The organism is Lacinutrix salivirga (assembly GCF_053604675.1).
The window spans coordinates 34,634-52,763 of the sequence record NZ_JBSHNP010000106.1; the positions used below are offsets into that span (position 1 = coordinate 34,634).

At 31.1% G+C, this 18,130-nt stretch carries 20 protein-coding genes; 9 read left to right on the top strand and 11 right to left on the bottom strand.

Going from position 1 to position 18,130, the window contains the following annotated elements; all coding sequences use genetic code 11:
- Positions 1-28 precede the first annotated feature (28 nt).
- Genes ACVC5O_RS08880 through ACVC5O_RS08890 form a run of 3 tightly spaced genes read right to left on the bottom strand, consistent with a single transcriptional unit; the run spans position 29 to position 2,320 of the window.
- A complete protein-coding gene (locus tag ACVC5O_RS08880) occupies positions 29-727 on the bottom strand; it encodes a DUF4328 domain-containing protein (protein WP_452221128.1) in 699 nt (232 codons plus the stop codon).
- A 4-nt stretch (positions 728-731) separates the two neighbouring features.
- On the bottom strand, positions 732-1,109 hold the full coding sequence (locus ACVC5O_RS08885) for a VOC family protein (protein ID WP_452221129.1): 378 nt from the start codon (positions 1,107-1,109) through the stop codon (positions 732-734).
- Positions 1,110-1,111: 2 nt separating this feature from the next.
- The gene (locus tag ACVC5O_RS08890; protein WP_452221130.1) at positions 1,112-2,320 is read right to left on the bottom strand and encodes an MDR family MFS transporter; all 1,209 of its coding nucleotides are present in this window, start codon (positions 2,318-2,320) and stop codon (positions 1,112-1,114) included.
- 259 nt (positions 2,321-2,579) lie between these two features.
- On the opposite strand from ACVC5O_RS08890, the gene ACVC5O_RS08895 reads away from it, so the two are divergent.
- Complete coding sequence (locus tag ACVC5O_RS08895; protein WP_452221131.1) at positions 2,580-3,116, top strand: DUF4252 domain-containing protein; 537 nt, start codon at positions 2,580-2,582, stop codon at positions 3,114-3,116.
- Between the two features lies 1 nt (position 3,117).
- Positions 3,118-3,723, top strand: coding sequence for a DUF1684 domain-containing protein (locus tag ACVC5O_RS08900; protein WP_452221132.1), 606 nt, complete (start codon positions 3,118-3,120; stop codon positions 3,721-3,723).
- Here the strand turns inward: ACVC5O_RS08900 and crcB are convergent, their stop codons facing one another.
- Positions 3,724-4,089 carry a fluoride efflux transporter CrcB gene (gene crcB / locus ACVC5O_RS08905; protein ID WP_452221133.1) on the bottom strand — a complete coding sequence of 122 codons (366 nt, stop codon included), beginning with the start codon at positions 4,087-4,089 and terminating at the stop codon, positions 3,724-3,726.
- A gap of 218 nt (positions 4,090-4,307) precedes the next feature.
- Between crcB and ACVC5O_RS08910 the strand changes: the two genes are divergently transcribed.
- Positions 4,308-6,386, top strand: a complete 2,079-nt coding sequence (locus tag ACVC5O_RS08910; RefSeq protein ID WP_452221134.1) for a hypothetical protein — start codon at positions 4,308-4,310, stop codon at positions 6,384-6,386.
- Positions 6,387-6,437: 51 nt separating this feature from the next.
- Here the strand turns inward: ACVC5O_RS08910 and ACVC5O_RS08915 are convergent, their stop codons facing one another.
- A complete protein-coding gene (locus ACVC5O_RS08915; protein ID WP_452221135.1) occupies positions 6,438-7,457 on the bottom strand; it encodes an SRPBCC family protein in 1,020 nt (339 codons plus the stop codon).
- A 97-nt stretch (positions 7,458-7,554) separates the two neighbouring features.
- Here ACVC5O_RS08915 and ACVC5O_RS08920 point away from each other — a divergent pair, with 97 nt between their 5' ends.
- Positions 7,555-9,594: a dipeptidyl-peptidase 3 family protein gene (locus tag ACVC5O_RS08920; protein ID WP_452221136.1), complete on the top strand. Its 2,040-nt coding sequence runs from the start codon at positions 7,555-7,557 to the stop codon at positions 9,592-9,594.
- 64 nt (positions 9,595-9,658) lie between these two features.
- Here ACVC5O_RS08920 and ACVC5O_RS08925 read toward each other — a convergent pair whose 3' ends face one another.
- The 5 genes from ACVC5O_RS08925 to ACVC5O_RS08945 all read right to left on the bottom strand — a co-directional run bounded on the left by ACVC5O_RS08925 (position 9,659) and on the right by ACVC5O_RS08945 (position 13,767).
- Positions 9,659-10,420, bottom strand: coding sequence for a hypothetical protein (locus ACVC5O_RS08925; protein ID WP_452221137.1), 762 nt, complete (start codon positions 10,418-10,420; stop codon positions 9,659-9,661).
- A 71-nt stretch (positions 10,421-10,491) separates the two neighbouring features.
- A complete protein-coding gene (locus ACVC5O_RS08930; protein ID WP_452221138.1) occupies positions 10,492-11,115 on the bottom strand; it encodes a response regulator in 624 nt (207 codons plus the stop codon).
- Positions 11,112-12,839 (bottom strand): ATP-binding protein, encoded by a 1,728-nt coding sequence (locus ACVC5O_RS08935; protein WP_452221139.1) that lies wholly within the window; start codon positions 12,837-12,839, stop codon positions 11,112-11,114. The genes ACVC5O_RS08930 and ACVC5O_RS08935 overlap by 4 nt, the downstream gene beginning before the upstream one ends.
- Positions 12,839-13,438: a hypothetical protein gene (locus tag ACVC5O_RS08940; RefSeq protein WP_452221140.1), complete on the bottom strand. Its 600-nt coding sequence runs from the start codon at positions 13,436-13,438 to the stop codon at positions 12,839-12,841. The genes ACVC5O_RS08935 and ACVC5O_RS08940 overlap by 1 nt, the downstream gene beginning before the upstream one ends.
- Positions 13,439-13,584: 146 nt before the next feature.
- A complete protein-coding gene (locus ACVC5O_RS08945; RefSeq protein WP_452221141.1) occupies positions 13,585-13,767 on the bottom strand; it encodes a hypothetical protein in 183 nt (60 codons plus the stop codon).
- A 74-nt stretch (positions 13,768-13,841) separates the two neighbouring features.
- Between ACVC5O_RS08945 and ACVC5O_RS08950 the strand changes: the two genes are divergently transcribed.
- Positions 13,842-14,228 (top strand): pyrophosphohydrolase domain-containing protein, encoded by a 387-nt coding sequence (locus ACVC5O_RS08950; RefSeq protein WP_452221142.1) that lies wholly within the window; start codon positions 13,842-13,844, stop codon positions 14,226-14,228.
- Positions 14,229-14,258: 30 nt separating this feature from the next.
- Here ACVC5O_RS08950 and ACVC5O_RS08955 read toward each other — a convergent pair whose 3' ends face one another.
- Positions 14,259-15,332 carry a branched-chain amino acid aminotransferase gene (locus ACVC5O_RS08955; RefSeq protein WP_452221143.1) on the bottom strand — a complete coding sequence of 358 codons (1,074 nt, stop codon included), beginning with the start codon at positions 15,330-15,332 and terminating at the stop codon, positions 14,259-14,261.
- A gap of 112 nt (positions 15,333-15,444) precedes the next feature.
- Between ACVC5O_RS08955 and ACVC5O_RS08960 the strand changes: the two genes are divergently transcribed.
- From ACVC5O_RS08960 to ACVC5O_RS08975, 4 genes are all read left to right on the top strand, one after another.
- Complete coding sequence (locus ACVC5O_RS08960) at positions 15,445-15,966, top strand: DUF4920 domain-containing protein (RefSeq protein WP_452221144.1); 522 nt, start codon at positions 15,445-15,447, stop codon at positions 15,964-15,966.
- A 5-nt stretch (positions 15,967-15,971) separates the two neighbouring features.
- The gene (locus ACVC5O_RS08965) at positions 15,972-16,418 is read left to right on the top strand and encodes a hypothetical protein (RefSeq protein WP_452221145.1); all 447 of its coding nucleotides are present in this window, start codon (positions 15,972-15,974) and stop codon (positions 16,416-16,418) included.
- A 2-nt stretch (positions 16,419-16,420) separates the two neighbouring features.
- Complete coding sequence (gene mnmD, locus ACVC5O_RS08970; RefSeq protein ID WP_452221146.1) at positions 16,421-17,107, top strand: tRNA (5-methylaminomethyl-2-thiouridine)(34)-methyltransferase MnmD; 687 nt, start codon at positions 16,421-16,423, stop codon at positions 17,105-17,107.
- Positions 17,108-17,206: 99 nt separating this feature from the next.
- Positions 17,207-18,112 carry a TIGR01777 family oxidoreductase gene (locus ACVC5O_RS08975; RefSeq protein WP_452221147.1) on the top strand — a complete coding sequence of 302 codons (906 nt, stop codon included), beginning with the start codon at positions 17,207-17,209 and terminating at the stop codon, positions 18,110-18,112.
- Positions 18,113-18,130: the final 18 nt, after the last annotated feature.

Genomic DNA, 18,130 nt, shown 5'->3' on the forward strand with positions numbered 1-18,130 from the left:
TTAAAAAGTAAGATAAATTGTGTAGCTATCAATATTGGTTTTCTCTGCTTCCTATTTGGTCAATAAGTGATGTTGAGGTGTCTGTATTTTTCAGTTTTACTTCTAATTTAGAAATAGTATTTACCACAATTATTGCTAATCCAATAGCTAACAAATCCCAACTGTCCGAAAATATATAGATGTAATTCGCATCAATATATTTTTCAATAGTATCTGCTTTTTCTATACTTCTGGAAGCTACATTACTAATAGCTCCATTTATTAAATACACAATCCACCAAGCCACAATAAAACTAGTATTTGTATTTACAATAGTAGATTCGTTATAGTTTTTTAGTGTGTTTTGAGTTTTAATAAAAATTTCTTTTACAGTTTGTATTGGTCTTACCCAGTTTAAAAACGGAATAAAAAATCCCCAAACTGCTCCATTGCCAGAGAGATTCATTTTTACATCTAGTGCAATTAAATTCTCGTAAGCACGTCTAAACCACATTATAAAAATTACGATTAATACTATTATGGTTGCTGTTTGTATTATGGCTAAATAAGCAACATAAGTGTCTAATTGGTCAATGTCCTGCTCTGTATAGTTTCCAATATTATAACCTTCTAAAACCTTGTTTTGGTAGAGGCCAAGTAGTATAGATAAAATGTCAATAAGAGCTAAAGCAGCAAAAGCTATAATTACATTTTTAGCACGTTGGGTGTTGTCTTTTACAGTATTCATAAAGTTAATTAATGCGCCAAGGCGGATTTTTTCTGTGCTCTCCAGCAGTATATAATATTATACTGTTTTGGTCTAAATCTTGTAAATGTGCTTCTCTCCACAGCCAAGGTTTGTCCTCAGGATCGCTTGCAAATGTAACACCTTTTCGTTTTAATGTTTTAACTAACTCGTCTAAATTATTGTTTTCAAAATAGAGGGTTATTCCTTTTTCTTTTGGTAGTTGTTCTACTTTATGAATAGAAAACGTACTGTCTCCATCAGGACACATAAATCGTACATATCTTGGAAGTGCTTCTACAATAAGTTGCAAGCCTAATGTTTTATAAAACGCTGTAGCTTTTTCAACATCTAAAGAGGGAATCGTAACTTGGTTAAGGTTCATAACTAGGATTGTTTATGGGTTAGTTTTGGTAAATAAATCATTAAAACACTGGCTATTATGAGTAGTATAAAAAATCCAAACCACGTCCAATTAAATCCAAAATGGTCTATGCTGTTCATTCCTGCATTATGACCAACAACATGCGATATCGAAAAACTCATTCCGTACAATCCCATATACGTGCCTTTTCTTCCTTTTGGAGATAAATCTAAAGCAAGTGCATTAGAGAATGGAGAACCAATCATTTCGCCAAGCGTCATTAAAACCATTCCAACTATTAAAATTCCAAATGCATTAGAGGTATTTAATACAATAAAACTAAGCGCTAAAAGTATGATGCCAATAATAGTTGCATTGGTTTTGGATAGGTTTAATCTTTCTAACCAAGCTATTAAAGGCATTTCTAAAAACACAATTAGTATTCCGTTAAGGAACATAATCCATCCAATAGTATCTTCAGAAAGGCTGTAATCTATTTTATAATACAATGGGATTGTAGAAAAATATTGGATAAAAGCAACAGCATTAATAACCATGACCAAGAAAAATAATAAAAACGCTTTGTTTTTATAAGCAGGTAAGCCTTCTTTTATAACAGCTATTTTTTCAGCTTTAGGTGATCCTTTTTTCGGTTTTAATAAAGCAATTAATAAAAAGGATGCTAATACACATGTAACGCCATCTACCCAAAAAATAGAGTTGTAATTTACGTTTGCAATTAAAAATCCACCAACAACTGGTCCAATAGAGAAACCTAAGTTTATTGCTAAGCGAATGAGTCCAATATTTCTGGTCACATTATTATTAATACTGTAAGCATCTGCTGCTACAAAAACTGCTGGTCTGTAAGCATCTACAATTAGCATTAAAACAAATAGACCTATACATAAACTGTAAAATGTATTTAAATACTGTAAAATAATAAATCCTAAACCACCAAAAAACAGGCTCAATACAATTGTTTTATAGTAGCCAATTACATCTGTAAGTTTTCCGCCAATTAAATTACCAAGCATAGAGCCTAATCCATAACTGGTCATAATCCATCCTACTTCTGGTAATGTAAAGCCTTTTTCGCCAATTAAATATAATGATAGAAAAGGGATTACCATTGCACCTGCACGATTTAAAAAGGTAACAAAAGATAATAGCCAAATTTCTTTAGCAATGCCTTTGTAACTACTTAAATAATTGTTTAAAAAATGTTTCATGGTTGGTTTTGGTTGTTAACTATTGGAATAAAAAGTTAACAGTGGACTAAAAATAAAAAGTCCAACTGTTAAGTTGGACTTTTTATTATGGATTTAATATATGGTTATATCATCATAAAGTATAGCAAGTCCAACGCTTTAAATAAAGGGTTTGTCTTTGTGTATATTTTACGATGCAGTTTTGCATAATTTAATTAATTTACTCCAAAGCTATGGAAAATTACTTTAAGTTGTATTTTTGAAATGAATTTATTTACAAATGAAAAAATCCGTTTTTATAGTCTTAGTTTCTTTTTTACTGTTTTCCTGCGGAAGCAGTTTTAATTCGTTTTACAATACTCATAAAACAGATATTGGTACAACAGCGTTTCAGGTGCCTCAATTTATGAGAGCAGTTTTAAGCAGTTTAAGTCCAGAGGCTAAAACCATTGTTTCTGGTATTACAGACTTTAAATATATTAAGTTTGAAAATATGCAATCCTTTAAACGATCGTTATTAATTAATGAAATGAACGCCATCACTAAAAGCGGTTATACAGATGTGTTTAGAAAAAATGAAGTGGATAACACTCGAATCATTTCTGTTAAAGAAAAAGGAATAGTGGTAACCAACGCTATAATTTTTAATAGCAACCAAAAAGAAACTACAGCGTATTATTTGGAAGGTCGTTTTAATCCAGCACAAATAAAAGCGTTTGAAGACGAAGAGGTATTTAATTCGTTTTCAAATCAATTAATAGATGCTTATCAAATAAATTTAAGCACCAAACCAACACCAACATTTAATCCCAATTAAAATGAGAGTTTATTTTATAGTAGTTGCAATTACTTTTTCAATACTTAGTTGCGCACAAGACAAATTACCATTACTTGGTGAAACAGAATACCAACGCGAAATGAATGCGAAGTTTAAAAATGCTTTAAAATCGCCTTTAACCGAAAAAGACAGAAAAACTTTTAGAGCCTTAGATTTCTTTAAGTTTGATAGTGCTTATGTGGTCACAGCTACTCTTAAAACAACTCCAAACGAGGTGCCTTTTGAAATGCCAACAACTACAGATAGAGCGCCTTTGTATAAAAAATATGGTGTACTCAATTTTAAAATAAAAGGGGAAGATTTTAGTTTAAATGTTTATCAAAATATAGAACTTATAAAACGAGAAGGTTATGAGGATCATTTATTTTTACCATTTTTAGATCATACCAATGGAGAGGAATCATATTCTGGAGGTCGTTATTTAGATGTTAACCTTCCTGAAGGCAATACATTAATTATAGATTTTAACAAAGCTTATAACCCATACTGTGCCTATAATAAACGCTACTCTTGTCCGATTGTGCCTATAGAAAATTATCTTAAAACAGAGATAAAAGCTGGTGTAAAAAAGTATAAAAAATACTAGTTATTTAGCGAGATGCATTCCTAAAAAAACAGCTAAAAACCCTAACACAAAACTAGCAATAGTATAAATAGCAAAACTTGCAAAATCACCAGATTTTAAAAACACATGATTCTCGTAAGCAAAAGTAGAGAATGTTGTAAATCCACCACAAAAACCAGTAGCTAATAATAGCGTTTGGTTAGAGGAGAGTGTATTATTTTTAATGGCTAAACCCAGTATAATTCCAATAATCAAGCTTCCTAAAATATTGGCTAAAAATGTACCGTAAGGTATTCCTGTTTCGTTGCTATTTAAGTATTTTCCAATAATATACCTAAGCACACTTCCAAAACCACCTCCAACAAAAACAAGTATAAGATTCTTCATTTAAAACGATTTTTAATAGAATACAATAATATCTAAATTAAATTTAAATAATGATATTAATTTTTAATTAATCAATTTTAAATTTTAACAAAATTAAAGTTAACCTATTGATTTTAAGATTATTAATAATAGTATTGCAGACTGTTTTAAGCACTGTTTTATTGGCGACAACCGAAAAGCCATAATAGAGTAGGTACGCTATTAAAAATTCAATAATCATGGAAAAACTAAATGAAAAGCAACTAATAGTTGCAAGACAAGAGTTTACACCTTTTTTGGCAATGAACACTAAAGGACTGTCTAAACTTAAATTAAAAACATCTTTAAATTTTTTTAAACAACAGTTTAATACAACTTTTGAGGCTTTAGGATGTGTTGGTTACAACCCAACATTTAAACAATTAACAGCAACAATTAATATTAAACGTCCATCTGGATATTCGGGAGATCTATGCGAAAATGGTTCTTTTGAATATGTAAGATTTTATATGGACTATCAAGATGGAGCAGGTTGGGAAGATATGGGTTATGTTGGTGTTAATGTGCACGATATTCCAACACAAAAGGACTGTAGTAATGCGGATGAGAAACCCATTAATTATACAGTGAGATTAAATATTAATCCCAAAAAAAAATATTGTAATACACCAAATTTACCTAAGGTTAGAGCAGTTTTATCTTGGAATACTATTCCAGCAGAAAACGATCCAGACTTAACTAGTGGTACTTATGTTTGGAGCGATAAAAAAGACGTGCAAGTACAAATAGAACCTTTAAAGTTATTTAATCCTAACTTTCCTTTATTTGAATTAGATGATTTATTTAATACAGCAATTTTAAATCCACAATTGTCTATTAATTCTATTACCAACTTAAATCCTAATTTAAAAAATGCTTTACAAAAGACTAAAAAAAGTATAGCACCAAAAGCCTATAATTTTGCAGAATTAAGTTCGCTTTATAAAGCAGAAAAAGTGGAACCTCAAAGATTTGCTCATAAGTTATTAAGTCAAGTAACAACAGAAAATGATTTTGCCAATATTACTGAAATTAACAATTTGTTTGAATTGAATAATTTAAACTTATCAGATATATTAGTAAATTGGAACCAATTAGAATGTAATACCAATTTTGAAGAGTTACTTTGCATTGGAGCAGATTATCATCAAGAAGCATTAGTTGGTACTTTAAAAATTAAAAAACCATCAGGCTATAGCGGAAACCTTTGTAGTACAGGAAGTAAAGAATATGTTTCGTTTTGGGTACAAACTGAAGGAAACTGCCAATGGAAACATGCAGGAACTACTTTTGTAAATGCTTATGATATAGAAAATATACCAGCAGATGGAATTCACTATTCTGTTGTATTGCCATATAATTTTGAAGGTCTAAAAGGCGATTGTGAAAACCCACAAGTATTAAAAGTGAGAGCTATTTTATCTTGGAACACACCACCACAAGGTTTTGGATGCTCAAACTATGGGAATGTTGTAGAGTCTTATGTGCAATTACAGCCTAAAGCTTTAGCAGGAAATGGACCTAAATTAGTTTCAATTGGAGGTGTGTCTACAACCTTTATAAATAATGCAGATGGATTAACTTTAGCAGGAGCCAAATTTGGACTTACAATGAATACTGTTACAACAGGAAGTGCTTTTTCCAGAAAAGTAATTATTCAAGGTTTAACTACTACTTATGCAAACCAGAAATATAAAATTAAAACTACAAATTTAAATACTGGAGAAGTAAAATATATTAATGATGCATTAGAGATAGAAGGATTTAACAGTACCACAGGAGATTCATTTATAACTACAGTAAACCCTGTTAATGATGAATATATTTATATTGGAGGAAATAATAACATGTACAATGTAATTGCTAATTTTAGTCCTGGCACAAACGATCGATTGTTAATTGAACTTGAGCATTTAGGTGCAACAGTAGATAGCCAAATTATACAAATGGATAATCAAGCTCCAGCTTTAACGCTTAATATTGATGATTATGGTGATTGCTCTCACTTCGTTAAAGGCATTCAAATTAAGGGAAGTTACGATATTCAGGAAGCACATTTAAGCACATTTGTTTTAAGAACAACAGCAACAGATGTCAATCAAACATTAAAAAGTTCTACAGCTGGTGATCTTCCATTTGGTGACTTTGAATTTACTGCATCAACAATTAAAAATTGCGGTAATATTATATTAAGTGCAAAACCAAAAACAATTGTTGATAGTGTAGCAATGCATCCAGGAAAGAGTATTTCACCCAACATTTGTTTATCGGATAATTAATACAAATTAAATGTAATTTTAAAGCAGTTCTTTTAGAGCTGCTTTTTTTGTTTATTTAACTTCCATAAAAATTTCGGTAACCCAATCGGCAGGATTTGGAGTAGTAGTTGGATCTGTAAGGTAAGCCTCTAATGCCATGCCAGAATCCGATTGCTCTAAATTATTATCTGCAATAAATTGCATTCCAGCAGTCCAAGCTTCTTTTAAATTTTCATAATTACCAATCAATGTCGTTTTAACCGCTTTAAAAGGTTGTAGTTGTCCTGTTAAAATAGCACTTTCAGTAGTTATTACTCTATCTGCTGTAGGAATTGCACAAGAAAACATAACAGCATTATTAACTTCGTCCCATTTATGATAAATAACAAAAGGACCTCCAGAAGGAATAATATTATGTTTTGCTACGTACTGCTCAATCTGTGGCATCATCTCTTGCATTTTAGATTTAAAATCTTCCATTTTACAAGAGGTTGTGTTGTATAAATAAAAACCACCTCCATGTTGAGTTATTCCATTTACTTTTACACTATATTTTTTAGTGCTTTCTACAACAATACTATCTAGTTTTTCTAAACCACGTTCAAAATCAGGACCAATCATAGCATCAAATCCACCAGAAGCCAAAGCAGACGCTTTAAACAAAAAGGGTGTGTTTTCGCCAAGCATTTGCCAAGTTACAGTAGTTTTTCCATCGTCGGTTGGCTCAAAAGTCCATTCTATTGTAGAAGGATGAAAATCGCCAAATTGTAATTGTTGAGTAATCGTTTTATTTGGGTTTGTAGCAGTTGTTTTCATAGTGCCATTTCCATGTTTATCTACCCAAGAATAGGCACCACCAACACCTTTAGTTTTTTCAGGTAAAGTGATTACAGTAGTAGGATCTTTTTCCACCCAAGAGGACCAAGATTCCCAGTTTTTAAAGTCAATAACATTATTATATACAACTGCAGCAGGAGCATTAATTGTTCTGCTTCTTTTTACCTCAAAATTATTAGGTTGTACAGCAATGTAAATGGCAAGACCTATAATAACAATAAGTAATAATAATAAAAGGTACTTTAAATATTTCATCCTAAAAAATAAAAAAATGTTAGTTAATTCAAAGGTAATCAATTTTATAGTATGTTAATATATGTTACATTTGTTGAAGAACACTAAATTATTTAAAATGAAACTAAAATCTATAGCAAGCATAGCGCTTACTGTTGCTTTTTTATTTTCTTGCGGAAATGATAAAGCTGAAAAAAAAGTAGTAAATAAAAAAGACAGAACAGAAGACACCTTTAATTATAATGTAGAGCAATTTGCAGACATTAAAATACTGCGATACCAGATACCAGGTTGGGAAGATTTAACACTTAAAGAACAAAAATTAGTCTATTACTTAGTTCAAGCTGGTTTAGAAGGTCGTGATATCATGTGGGACCAAAACTACAGGCATAATTTAAAAATTAGAAAAGCCTTAGAAACAGTTTATGCCAATTATAAAGGCGATAAAGACGCTAAAGATTGGAAAGCTTTCGAAACGTATTTGAAACGTGTTTGGTTTTCTAACGGAATACATCATCACTATTCTAACGATAAAATTAAACCAGAGTTTTCTGCAGAATACTTAACCAAGTTACTAGCAGAAACCAATGCTGAGTTAAAAGGTGATGCTTTTGAGGTTATATTTAATGATAAAGATGCTAAAAAAGTAAATCTTGCTAAAGGTGTAGATAATGTTTTACAATCTGCTGTAAATTTTTATGGACCTAATGTAACGACTGCAGATGTTGAAAATTTTTATAAAAAGAAAATCTCTCCAAATCCAGATAAGCCATTATCTTATGGGTTAAATTCTCAATTAGTAAAAGAAAACGGAGTGCTTAAAGAGCGTGTGTATAAGTCTGGCGGACTTTACGGATCTGCAATTGATGAAATTGTAAAATGGTTAAAATTAGCTCAAGGCGTTGCAGAAAATAAAGCGCAAGGTGATGCTATTGGACTACTTATTAAATATTATTACACAGGAGATTTACAAACTTGGGACGATTATAATGTTGCTTGGACTGCAGCTACAGAAGGAAATATAGACTACATAAATAGTTTTATAGAAGTATATAATGACCCTTCTGGGTACAGAGGCTCTTACGAAAATATTGTACAAATTAAAGATTTTGACATGTCAGAAAAAATGGCTGTTTTATCTGAAAATGCACAATGGTTCGAAGATAACTCTCCATTAATGGACGCGCATAAAAAGAAAAATGTTGTTGGTGTAACTTATAAAGTGGTTAATGTTGCTGGAGAAGCAGGAGATGCATCGCCAAGCACACCAATTGGAGTGAATTTACCAAATGCAAATTGGATTCGTGCTGCTGTAGGAAGTAAATCGGTGTCTTTAGGAAACATTATCCATGCCTATAACAATGCTGGAAGCTCAGGACGTTTAAAAGAATTTGTACACGATGATGAAGAATATAAATTAGAAAAAAAACATGGTCAATTAGCAGATAAGTTGCATACAGCCTTACACGAAGTAATTGGACATGCCTCAGGACAATTAAACCCTGGAGTTGGAGAAACTAAAGAAACACTTAAAAAATATGCTTCTACTTTAGAAGAAGGACGAGCAGATTTAGTAGGTTTATATTATTTATATAATCCAAAATTACAAGAATTAGGTTTAGTAGATGATTGGAAATCTGTAGGAAAAGCAGCTTACGATGGTTATATTAGAAATGGTTTAATGACACAGTTAATTAGACTAAATTTAGGAGACGATGTTGAAGAAGCACACATGGTAAACAGACAATGGGTTTCTGCTTGGGTTTTTGAAAAAGGACAAAAAGATAACGTTATTGAAAAGGTGACTAAAGACGGAAAAACGTATTTTAATATTAACGATTACGATAAGTTACACGATTTATTTGGACAGCTATTAAGAGAAACACAACGTATAAAATCGGAAGGCGATTATAAAGCTGTTGAAGATTTAGTAGAAGGTTATGGTGTAAAAGTAGATCAAGCAATACATGCTGAGGTTTTAGAGCGTAACAAGCAATTTACATCTGCGCCTTATAGCGGTTTTGTAAATCCTGTTTTAGTAGCTGAAACTAACAACGATGGAGAAATAACTACTATAAAAGTAACACAACCAGAAACTTTTGATGGTCAAATGTTAGACTATAGTAAAGAATTTAACAACTTACCAGAGGTAAATTAATCTATTCTTATAACTTTAAAAAGCCTTAATCCATTTTAGATTAAGGCTTTTTTGTTTTCTTAAATTAGTTGTTTTTCTTTTTAAGAATCCAGTTTTTATATTGATTAGAGTGAATAAATTGATAGATGTAAAGTGCTTTCATTTCTTCAACTGTTTTTGGTGCTAGATCATCATTATTATAGTTTTCAATTTTTAACGTACTATTAGATTTAACATCAGATTCTTCTACTGTAAATGAGAATGATTTTTTTCTATTATAGCTTCCGTTTTCGCCATAATAAAAATTATTATTAAAGCTATGCTCTTGCAGACTTCTTGTTTTATTGGCATTAAATTCTACCGAGTAATAGCCTGGAGTTACTAATTGAAAAGCTGTAGCAGTAAAGCCCTTTCCTTGAAAAGGGATCGTTGGAGTTGGCATACTATTTAAAGGTAAAACACCATTAAATTCTGGTCCTCTTATAGATAGTTTGGCATCAGTATCTGTAGGAGTAGCATCTTCACCTAAATTACATTCGGTTTCAGAAAATTTATTGTGGATACTTGTAGCCATTTGTATCACATCACCAATTAGTAAACCTTGAGATGGAGGGTTATCGTAATTAAAGACTTCGTTTGTTCTTTGGTTGTAAAATAACTCATTAATTCCTTGTAAGGTTTGTCCAGTGCTTTGGTCTATTATTGGGTTTCCAAATTGATCGAAAGCATCTGCAATTGGAGGTATGGTTAAATCTGCTAGCTGTAATGCATCGCAAGTATCCTCGCACTCAAAAGCTGTAAGTGTTAAGCAAACAACGAATAATGTAAATAGTTTAGTAGTTTTCATAATACATAATTTTGATTCTCTCAAATCTAATTATCTATTAAAGGTAGAAACATACCCAATATTGGGTAATTTTAAAATTTATATTTTTTGTCTAAGGCATAGCGCATTAATTCCCCTTTTCCTTTTAAGCCTAAAATTCGTGCCATATTTTTTCGGTGAGTATCCACTGTATGATTACCAATGTATAGCTCGTCTGCAATTTCTCTAGAGGTTTTGCCTAGTGCAATAAGTTCTAATATTTCAACTTGCCTTTTGGTTAAAAGGCCTTTTTTTGGTGTAGAGCTATTTAAATCTAATGCATTTATATTAAGATTAGAATCAAAATATTGCTCTCCTTTAGCAACAGTTTGTATTGCTTGTAATACTTCTGTAAGTGGAGAGTTTTTTAAAATATACCCTTTTGCGCCTGCATCTAGCATTTGTTTTACAGCGTCGGTTTGGTCAAACATAGAAAAAGCTAACACTTTGGTATATGGAAATTTTTTGAGTATAAGTTTTGTTGCTTCTATGCCATCTAGTTTTGGCATTCTTATATCTGTTAATACTACATTTGGTTGTTTTAAATGTACTAGTTTTAGGAGTTCTTCGCCATTATTAGCAGTGCCAATTATAGAAATATTGTCTTCGTATTCTAAAAGTAATTTAATACCATCTATAAGGGATTGATGATCTTCTGCTATAGCTAATCGTATCATAATGGTATATCAATTATAATAGAGGTTCCTTGATGTTTTTCAGACTCTATTGTTAGTTTCCCGTTTAGGTGTTCTACTCGTTTATCTATACTGCTAATTCCCATGCCTTTATTAGTTTTTGTAACCTGACTAGGATTAAACCCTTTACCATTATCCTCAACCATTATATTTAGTGATTCTTCATGGTTTGTAATATGGATAGTAACCTGTGTAGCTTCGGCATGTTTTATCACATTTGTCAATAATTCTTGTATAATTCTAAAAATAGTAAGTTCTAAACTGTTTTCTAATCTATTATCTAAACCATAATCTATAACCTCTATTGTTAATGCGTTAGAAATAGAAATCTTTTTTGCCATTTCTTTTACAGCTTTTAAAAGGCCTTGTTTTGCGATTACACCAGAGTTTTTAGAGTGCGCAATAGATCTTATTTTTTTATAAGCTTCATCTATTAATCCATTTGTTTTATTAAAAAGCTCTGGAGTTTGATCTTGTTTTAAAATATTAAAATGAAGCTTTACAGTAGCCATTAATCCTCCTAAATCATCGTGTAAATCGTTAGCGATACGTTGTCGTTCTTTTTCTTGGCCTTCAATCATAGCATCAATAGTCACCAATTCTTGTTCTTTTAAAACTGTGGTAAGTTTTTGTGTTTGTAACTCTTTGTCTTGCTCTGCTAGTTTTTGCTTGCGTTTGGTATCTCTAACTAAAAGAAAAGCAATTACACTACCAAGTGCCAAACTTCCTGCCAAACCAACTGCAATATTTTGAGTTTTAGCTCTATTGTTTTCAATTTCTAGGTTATCTGCTCTTAGTTTTTCGTTATCGTATTGTTCTTTAATCTTAGTGATTTCGATATTTTGCGACGTAATATTAAGCTTATCTATTGTTTTAGTATATTTTTTTAAATAGAGATGTGCATTCTTGTAATCACCAATTTGTTTGTAGCAATTTGCTAGTTTAGAAAACAATATTTTTTCATAATTATCTTTATGCTCGGTTAGATTTATGGTTTCTGCTTTTTTCAAATAAATAATAGCATTCTCATAATTTTTGTTTTTTTGATAAGAGTTTGCATAATTCAAATACGTAGCAAATATTTGGTTGCTGTGTTTTGGGTTATATAGTTTTAAGGCTTTGTCAAAAAACAGTCTAGCAGAATCCTGTTCAATAAAGCCAGAGTACAACAAGCCTAAATTGGTATTTATTTTTGCTTTACTAAAATTGTCGTTTTTTTGTGTTGCTGTAAGTAATGCTTTTTCGTAATACGATTTAGATTTATTATAATTTATGGAGTCAAAAAAATAAGAGGCATAGGCAAGTTCTGCTTTTAAAATATTAGATGTATTGTTGGCGTTTTTATGATAGTTATAATAGCTTTCTAAATAAGGTAACGGATTTACATTTAATTCATTTTGCGAGTCTAGTAAAGAAAATAAGGATAAATTACATTCCATTTCTTTATCCTTAATATTTAGATTACTATACATTTTTTTTGCTAAATTATAATTTTTATAAGCCAAATCGGCTTTATTTTGTTTTCCATAATAGTCTGCTAATTGGTACAGTAAATCTCCTTTTTCAATAGTATTATGCTCTGTGTTTTTTATTTTTTTAGTTAAAACCTCAATAATGGTGTCTTTAGTGTTAATAGCATAGGTTTTAGCACTAACCATTAAAAAAACAATTAGCGCCAAAACAGATGTTTTATATAATCTATTCATTAATTCCTTTTCACAATTACACCACCACAAGCTTCTTTTGGCTCAGGAAATTCGTTATTATTAGACTTAGTTAGTGATATAATTCCACATTCAATTAACATATTGTTAGCAGCAATTTGTGCTTTTTTTGCCGTAACAAATTCATCTTTAATAGTTTTAAAATCCTCAGGATGATCGTTAACAACAAACACTACAAGTTCATTACCTAGTATTTTTTTACTGCCTAAAACACTATCAATTTTTAAGGTGTCTTTATAAACTTCAACTATAGGTTTATTTAAAGCGCTATTTCTAGTATTGTCTGATATCACATACACTATAGCACTTATACTATTAGAGGAAACATCAATAGTTTCTACATGAACAAAATTTTGGTTTGGTACAGGTATTTTTAAGTAAATAGAGTTGTCGTCGTAATCACTATCTTCTTTTAATATTTCTAAATTGTTATTATAAGGAAGCTGAGCTATTTTTGGTATAGCAGCAGGAGTTATTCTTTTCTCTACGCTTTCGTCTTCTGTTACTTTGTTTTTAGTATCGTCTTTACAAGCTAAAAAAGCAAAAATTAGTGCTATTGAAAATAATAATCTAGTTTTCATGTTAAAAGGTTTTAGTTAGTTATAGTGCAAATATCATTAAAAAGAAACTTGCGCAAATACCCAATACTAGGTATAGTTAGAACCTAAATTTAACAAAAAATATGTATAGAATGTAAAAACGGAATTATAAAAAGTAAGAAAAGGAGTTATAGCAAAAATTTAATCGAAGCGATTATTGCAATAAAACTAATAAAAGCTAATAATACCCAAAGCGTGCCTTTGTAATAGTGTTTGTGCAATCTTAAATCTTTACGATAGGTATATATTAAAACAGCTATAAAAGCGATAGCAAATAAAACAGCAAAAATCAATTGTCCTTTTGTAAACATATTCCTATTTTTATGCAAAATTACGAAACAAAAACGTAGTATTATTGTTTTTTTAAATTGAAAACCATTCCACAATGAAAAATAAAATAGAAGCAGTAAAAGCCTTTCATACAGCATTTAAAATAGGACATAGAGAAACACCTAAAGCCGATTTAGGATTAGAAAAAAATTTACTACGTTATGAGTTAATGCGAGAAGAGAACGAAGAGTATTTAGAAGCCGCAAAAACAAACGACTTGGTAGAAGTAGCAGATGCCTTAGGCGATATGCTTTACATTTTATGTGGTACAATTATAGAGCATGGTTTGCAACACAAAATAGAAGACGTCTTTAACGAAATCCAACGTAGCAATATGAGTAAATTGGGAGAAGATGGCGAACCAATTTATAGAGAAGATGGTAAAGTGTTAAAAGGTCCGAATTACTTTAAACCAAATATTAAAACTATTTTAGAGCAATAAAAAAAGCAACCATTTGGTTGCTTTTTTTATTTATTTAACTTCTACACGCCAGCCATGTTTATCTTCGGCTTTGTTGTATTGAATATCCATTAATTTTTTCTTAAAAACAGTAGAATAAGATTGATCATTTAGTTCTGGTAACTCAAAAACGTCATCAGCATGTTCAAAAGCAGAAATTGGACTTACAACAGCAGCAGTTCCGCTTCCAAAAATTTCTTTTAAGCTTCCGTTTCTTGCGGCAGTTTTAATTTCTTCAACAGCAACTGGTCTCACTTCAATTGCTACATTATTATCTTTTGCTAATTGTATAATACTTTTTCTGGTAATACCATCTAAAATACGATCACTTGTAGGTGCAGTAATTAAGGTGTCGTTTATCCTAAAAAAGATATTCATTGTGCCAGCTTCTTCCAAATATTTGTGCGTATTAGCATCTGTCCAAATAATTTGTTGGTAGCCTTTAGCTTGTGCTTGGTTTGTTGGATAAAACTGTGCAGCATAATTACCAGCAGCTTTAGCAAAACCAACACCTCCATTTGCAGAACGACTGTATTGCTCGGCAAACAAAACTCTTACAGTACCTTTGTAATAAGCTTTTACAGGAGAGCAAATAATCATAAATTTATATTCCTCTGCAGGAGCTGCAGAGATAGCAGGTTCAGTTGCAATAACAAAAGGTCTAATATATAGCGCATTACCTTCTCCTTTCTTTGCCCAAGCTCTGTCTAAGTTAACTAAAGTATTAAGACCTTCGGTAAAATATTCTTCAGGAAATTCCGGAATAGCTAATCGTTTTGCCGAAATATTTATACGTCTAAAATTATCTAAGGGTCTATATAACCACACTTTATCGTTGTCATCCTTAAATGCTTTCATCCCTTCAAAAACAGCTTGCCCATAATGGAATACACGCGCAGAAGGATCTAATGTTAGAGGTTGATAAGGTGTAATTTTAGGTGTTTGCCATTTACCATCTATAAAATCGCAAGAAAACATGTGGTCGGAAAACTCGCGACCAAAAGCCAAATTATTAAAATCTACAGATTCTATTCTAGATTTTTCTACAGTTACTATATCGATTTCGTTGGTAGTGGATTCACTCATTATATCTATGCTTTATTTGTTTTGCAAAAGTACTGAATTTTGACGTGATATAAAATATAATTAATTCTTAAAAAATGAATATATTTGTAGATATAAATAAAGACAAATTACAATGAAAAAAATACTAGTATTCGCAGCTTTTTTAGTAATGTTAGCAGCCTGTAAAAACGAAAAAAACAACACAGAAGTTACAAAAGATATAACAACTGAGGTTAAAAAGGATATAGCTTATAAATCTTTTGGAGATAAGATTATTGCAGACGATGCTATTGCGGCAAAATCAATGTTAGCACATTATAAAGAGATGAATGTTGGAGACAGCATACCTTCAAAAATGATTGCAAAAGTAGAGGAGGTTTGCCAAGCAAAAGGATGCTGGATGAAAGTTGATTTAGGCGATGGTGAGCAAGCCATGGTAAAATTTAAAGATTATGGGTTTTTTATGCCTAAAAACATTGCAGGAAAACAAGTCATTTTAAATGGTAACGCTTACGTTAACGAAGTACCTGTAGAAGAATTACGTCATTATGCAGAAGATGCTGGGAAATCTGCAGCCGAAATAGCCGAAATTACTGCACCTAAAAAAACGTATTCTTTTGAGGCTAATGGTGTTCTTTTAGTAGAAGAGAAATAAATTAAATGAAACCTGTAATCTATATATTATGCTTTGTTGTTTTATTAGCCTGTTATCAAACTAATAAAGAGCAAGCTAAAATAAAGAATGAAGACAAAGAAGAAGTGGTTTACGATATGTACCAACCCTCTGAGATGTCTTTGTTAATGAATACCATGTACGATTACAACCTTAGTTTAAAAAAGGACATTTTAGCAGGTAAAATACCAACTCAATTCCCTTTAGACTTCCTTAAAATTCATAAAGCAGAATTATCAAATTTTAAACACCGAAATGCCACTTTTAAAAGTTTTTCAGAACTATTTTTAGAAGCCGAAAAAGAGATTTTTAATACAAACTCCACAATTCCTATTGAAGAGCGATTTAATACTGCTGTTGGTTTATGTATTTCTTGTCACCAAACAGAATGTACAGGTCCAATACCACGAATTAAGAAACTATTAATTAAATAGTTTTGAAACGAAAAATTATAACCACAGCAGATGGCTCAAAAACCATACAAATAGAAGAGTGGGATGAGCAATACCATTCCATTCATGGAGCCATACAAGAAGCACAACACGTATTTATTAAAAAGGGTTTAGAGTATGTAATAAACTCTAAACCTTTTTTTAATACAACAAATCCACTATCTATTTTAGAAATTGGTTTTGGTACAGGACTAAACGCTTTTATAACGTGTATTAAAGCCGAAGAATTTCAGATTCCAATTCATTATACAGGTATTGAAGCCTATCCTGTAGTTTTATTAGAAATTGAACAACTAAATTATAGTGAGCAATTAAAAGCTTCAATTAAAGAAGATCTTTTTAATATAATACATAACACTTCTTGGGAAAATTCTAATCATATATCTAAATGGTTTCAGCTTAAAAAAGAAGAAAAACTGTTTTCAGAACTTACCGATAAAGAAACCTATAATCTTATTTATTTTGATGCTTTTGGACCTCGTGTTCAGCCAGAATTATGGACGGAAGCTATATTTAAACTCATGTACAATGCGTTAAAAACTAATGGAGTTTTAGTCACTTACTCTGCAAAAGGTAGCGTAAGACGAGCAATGCAAGCGGTTGGATTTACTGTTGAGCGTACAGATGGTCCTCCTGGAAAACGAGAAATGTTGCGTGCTGTTAAATGCTAAACTAATAGCAATATTACCTATCTGTTAAACCTTACTTAATAGCCAATCAAAAACGTTTATTATGTGTTAATTTTGTTATTGAAAAAGAAACGTTAACACATGAAAATTTTAATTACAGGAGCGACAGGACTAATTGGAAGTGAGATTGTAAAAATTTGTCATAAAAATAATCATACAGTTCATTACCTAACTACCAGTAAAAATAAGCTTGAACAACAGGAAAACTATAAAGGGTTTTTTTGGAATCCAGATAAAAACGAAATAGATTCTGAGTGTTTAAATGGTGTGGAAGCTATTATACATTTGGTTGGTGCATCAATTTCTAAACGCTGGACAGAGAGCTACAAAAAAACAATACTATTAAGTAGGTTGCAAACCACTCAGTTACTATTTAATACTTTAAAAGAAACGACTAACCATAATGTAAAACAAATAGTTTCTGCAAGCGCTATTGGGTTTTATCCAAGCTCATTAACTAATTATTACAGCGAAAAACATGAGGAGGCAAGTACCTCTTTTTTAGGTGAGGTAGTAGAGCAATGGGAACAAGCCGTAGATAGTTTTTCGAGCTTAAACATAACAGTCTCTAAAGTACGAATAGGATTAGTGATGTCAAATAATGGAGGAGCATTGCCAGAAATTGTTAAACCAGTAAAATATGGAGTTGGAGCAGCATTTGGTTCTGGAGAGCAATGGCAATCTTGGATTCATATTAACGATTTAGCACGTATATTTGTTTATGTTTTAGAACATAAATTAGAAGGCATTTATAATGGTGTAGCACCAAATCCACAAACTAATGCACAGCTTACAAAAGCAGTAGCAAAACAATTGAAAAAGCCACTGTTTTTGCCTAATATCCCTAAATTTTTTATGAAATTAGTGTTAGGAGAAATGCATATTTTATTGTTTGAAAGTCAACGTGTGTCGTCTAAAAAAATAGAAGACAAAGGCTTTGAATTTAAATACCATTGTCTTCAAAATGCATTAGCAGATATTTTATAATTTGGAAGTTTTAAAAAG

Bases quoted from the DNA above. Each gene is read 5' to 3' on its own strand.
- ACVC5O_RS08880 (WP_452221128.1), bottom strand. From the start codon at position 727: ATGAATACTGTAAAAGACAACACCCAACGTGCTAAAAATGTAATTATA.
- ACVC5O_RS08885 (WP_452221129.1), bottom strand. From the start codon at position 1,109: ATGAACCTTAACCAAGTTACGATTCCCTCTTTAGATGTTGAAAAAGCT.
- ACVC5O_RS08890 (WP_452221130.1), bottom strand. From the start codon at position 2,320: ATGAAACATTTTTTAAACAATTATTTAAGTAGTTACAAAGGCATTGCT.
- ACVC5O_RS08895 (WP_452221131.1), top strand. From the start codon at position 2,580: ATGAAAAAATCCGTTTTTATAGTCTTAGTTTCTTTTTTACTGTTTTCC.
- ACVC5O_RS08900 (WP_452221132.1), top strand. From the start codon at position 3,118: ATGAGAGTTTATTTTATAGTAGTTGCAATTACTTTTTCAATACTTAGT.
- crcB (WP_452221133.1), bottom strand. From the start codon at position 4,089: ATGAAGAATCTTATACTTGTTTTTGTTGGAGGTGGTTTTGGAAGTGTG.
- ACVC5O_RS08910 (WP_452221134.1), top strand. From the start codon at position 4,308: ATGGAAAAACTAAATGAAAAGCAACTAATAGTTGCAAGACAAGAGTTT.
- ACVC5O_RS08915 (WP_452221135.1), bottom strand. From the start codon at position 7,457: ATGAAATATTTAAAGTACCTTTTATTATTATTACTTATTGTTATTATA.
- ACVC5O_RS08920 (WP_452221136.1), top strand. From the start codon at position 7,555: ATGAAACTAAAATCTATAGCAAGCATAGCGCTTACTGTTGCTTTTTTA.
- ACVC5O_RS08925 (WP_452221137.1), bottom strand. From the start codon at position 10,420: ATGAAAACTACTAAACTATTTACATTATTCGTTGTTTGCTTAACACTT.
- ACVC5O_RS08930 (WP_452221138.1), bottom strand. From the start codon at position 11,115: ATGATACGATTAGCTATAGCAGAAGATCATCAATCCCTTATAGATGGT.
- ACVC5O_RS08935 (WP_452221139.1), bottom strand. From the start codon at position 12,839: ATGAATAGATTATATAAAACATCTGTTTTGGCGCTAATTGTTTTTTTA.
- ACVC5O_RS08940 (WP_452221140.1), bottom strand. From the start codon at position 13,438: ATGAAAACTAGATTATTATTTTCAATAGCACTAATTTTTGCTTTTTTA.
- ACVC5O_RS08945 (WP_452221141.1), bottom strand. From the start codon at position 13,767: ATGTTTACAAAAGGACAATTGATTTTTGCTGTTTTATTTGCTATCGCT.
- ACVC5O_RS08950 (WP_452221142.1), top strand. From the start codon at position 13,842: ATGAAAAATAAAATAGAAGCAGTAAAAGCCTTTCATACAGCATTTAAA.
- ACVC5O_RS08955 (WP_452221143.1), bottom strand. From the start codon at position 15,332: ATGAGTGAATCCACTACCAACGAAATCGATATAGTAACTGTAGAAAAA.
- ACVC5O_RS08960 (WP_452221144.1), top strand. From the start codon at position 15,445: ATGAAAAAAATACTAGTATTCGCAGCTTTTTTAGTAATGTTAGCAGCC.
- ACVC5O_RS08965 (WP_452221145.1), top strand. From the start codon at position 15,972: ATGAAACCTGTAATCTATATATTATGCTTTGTTGTTTTATTAGCCTGT.
- ACVC5O_RS08975 (WP_452221147.1), top strand. From the start codon at position 17,207: ATGAAAATTTTAATTACAGGAGCGACAGGACTAATTGGAAGTGAGATT.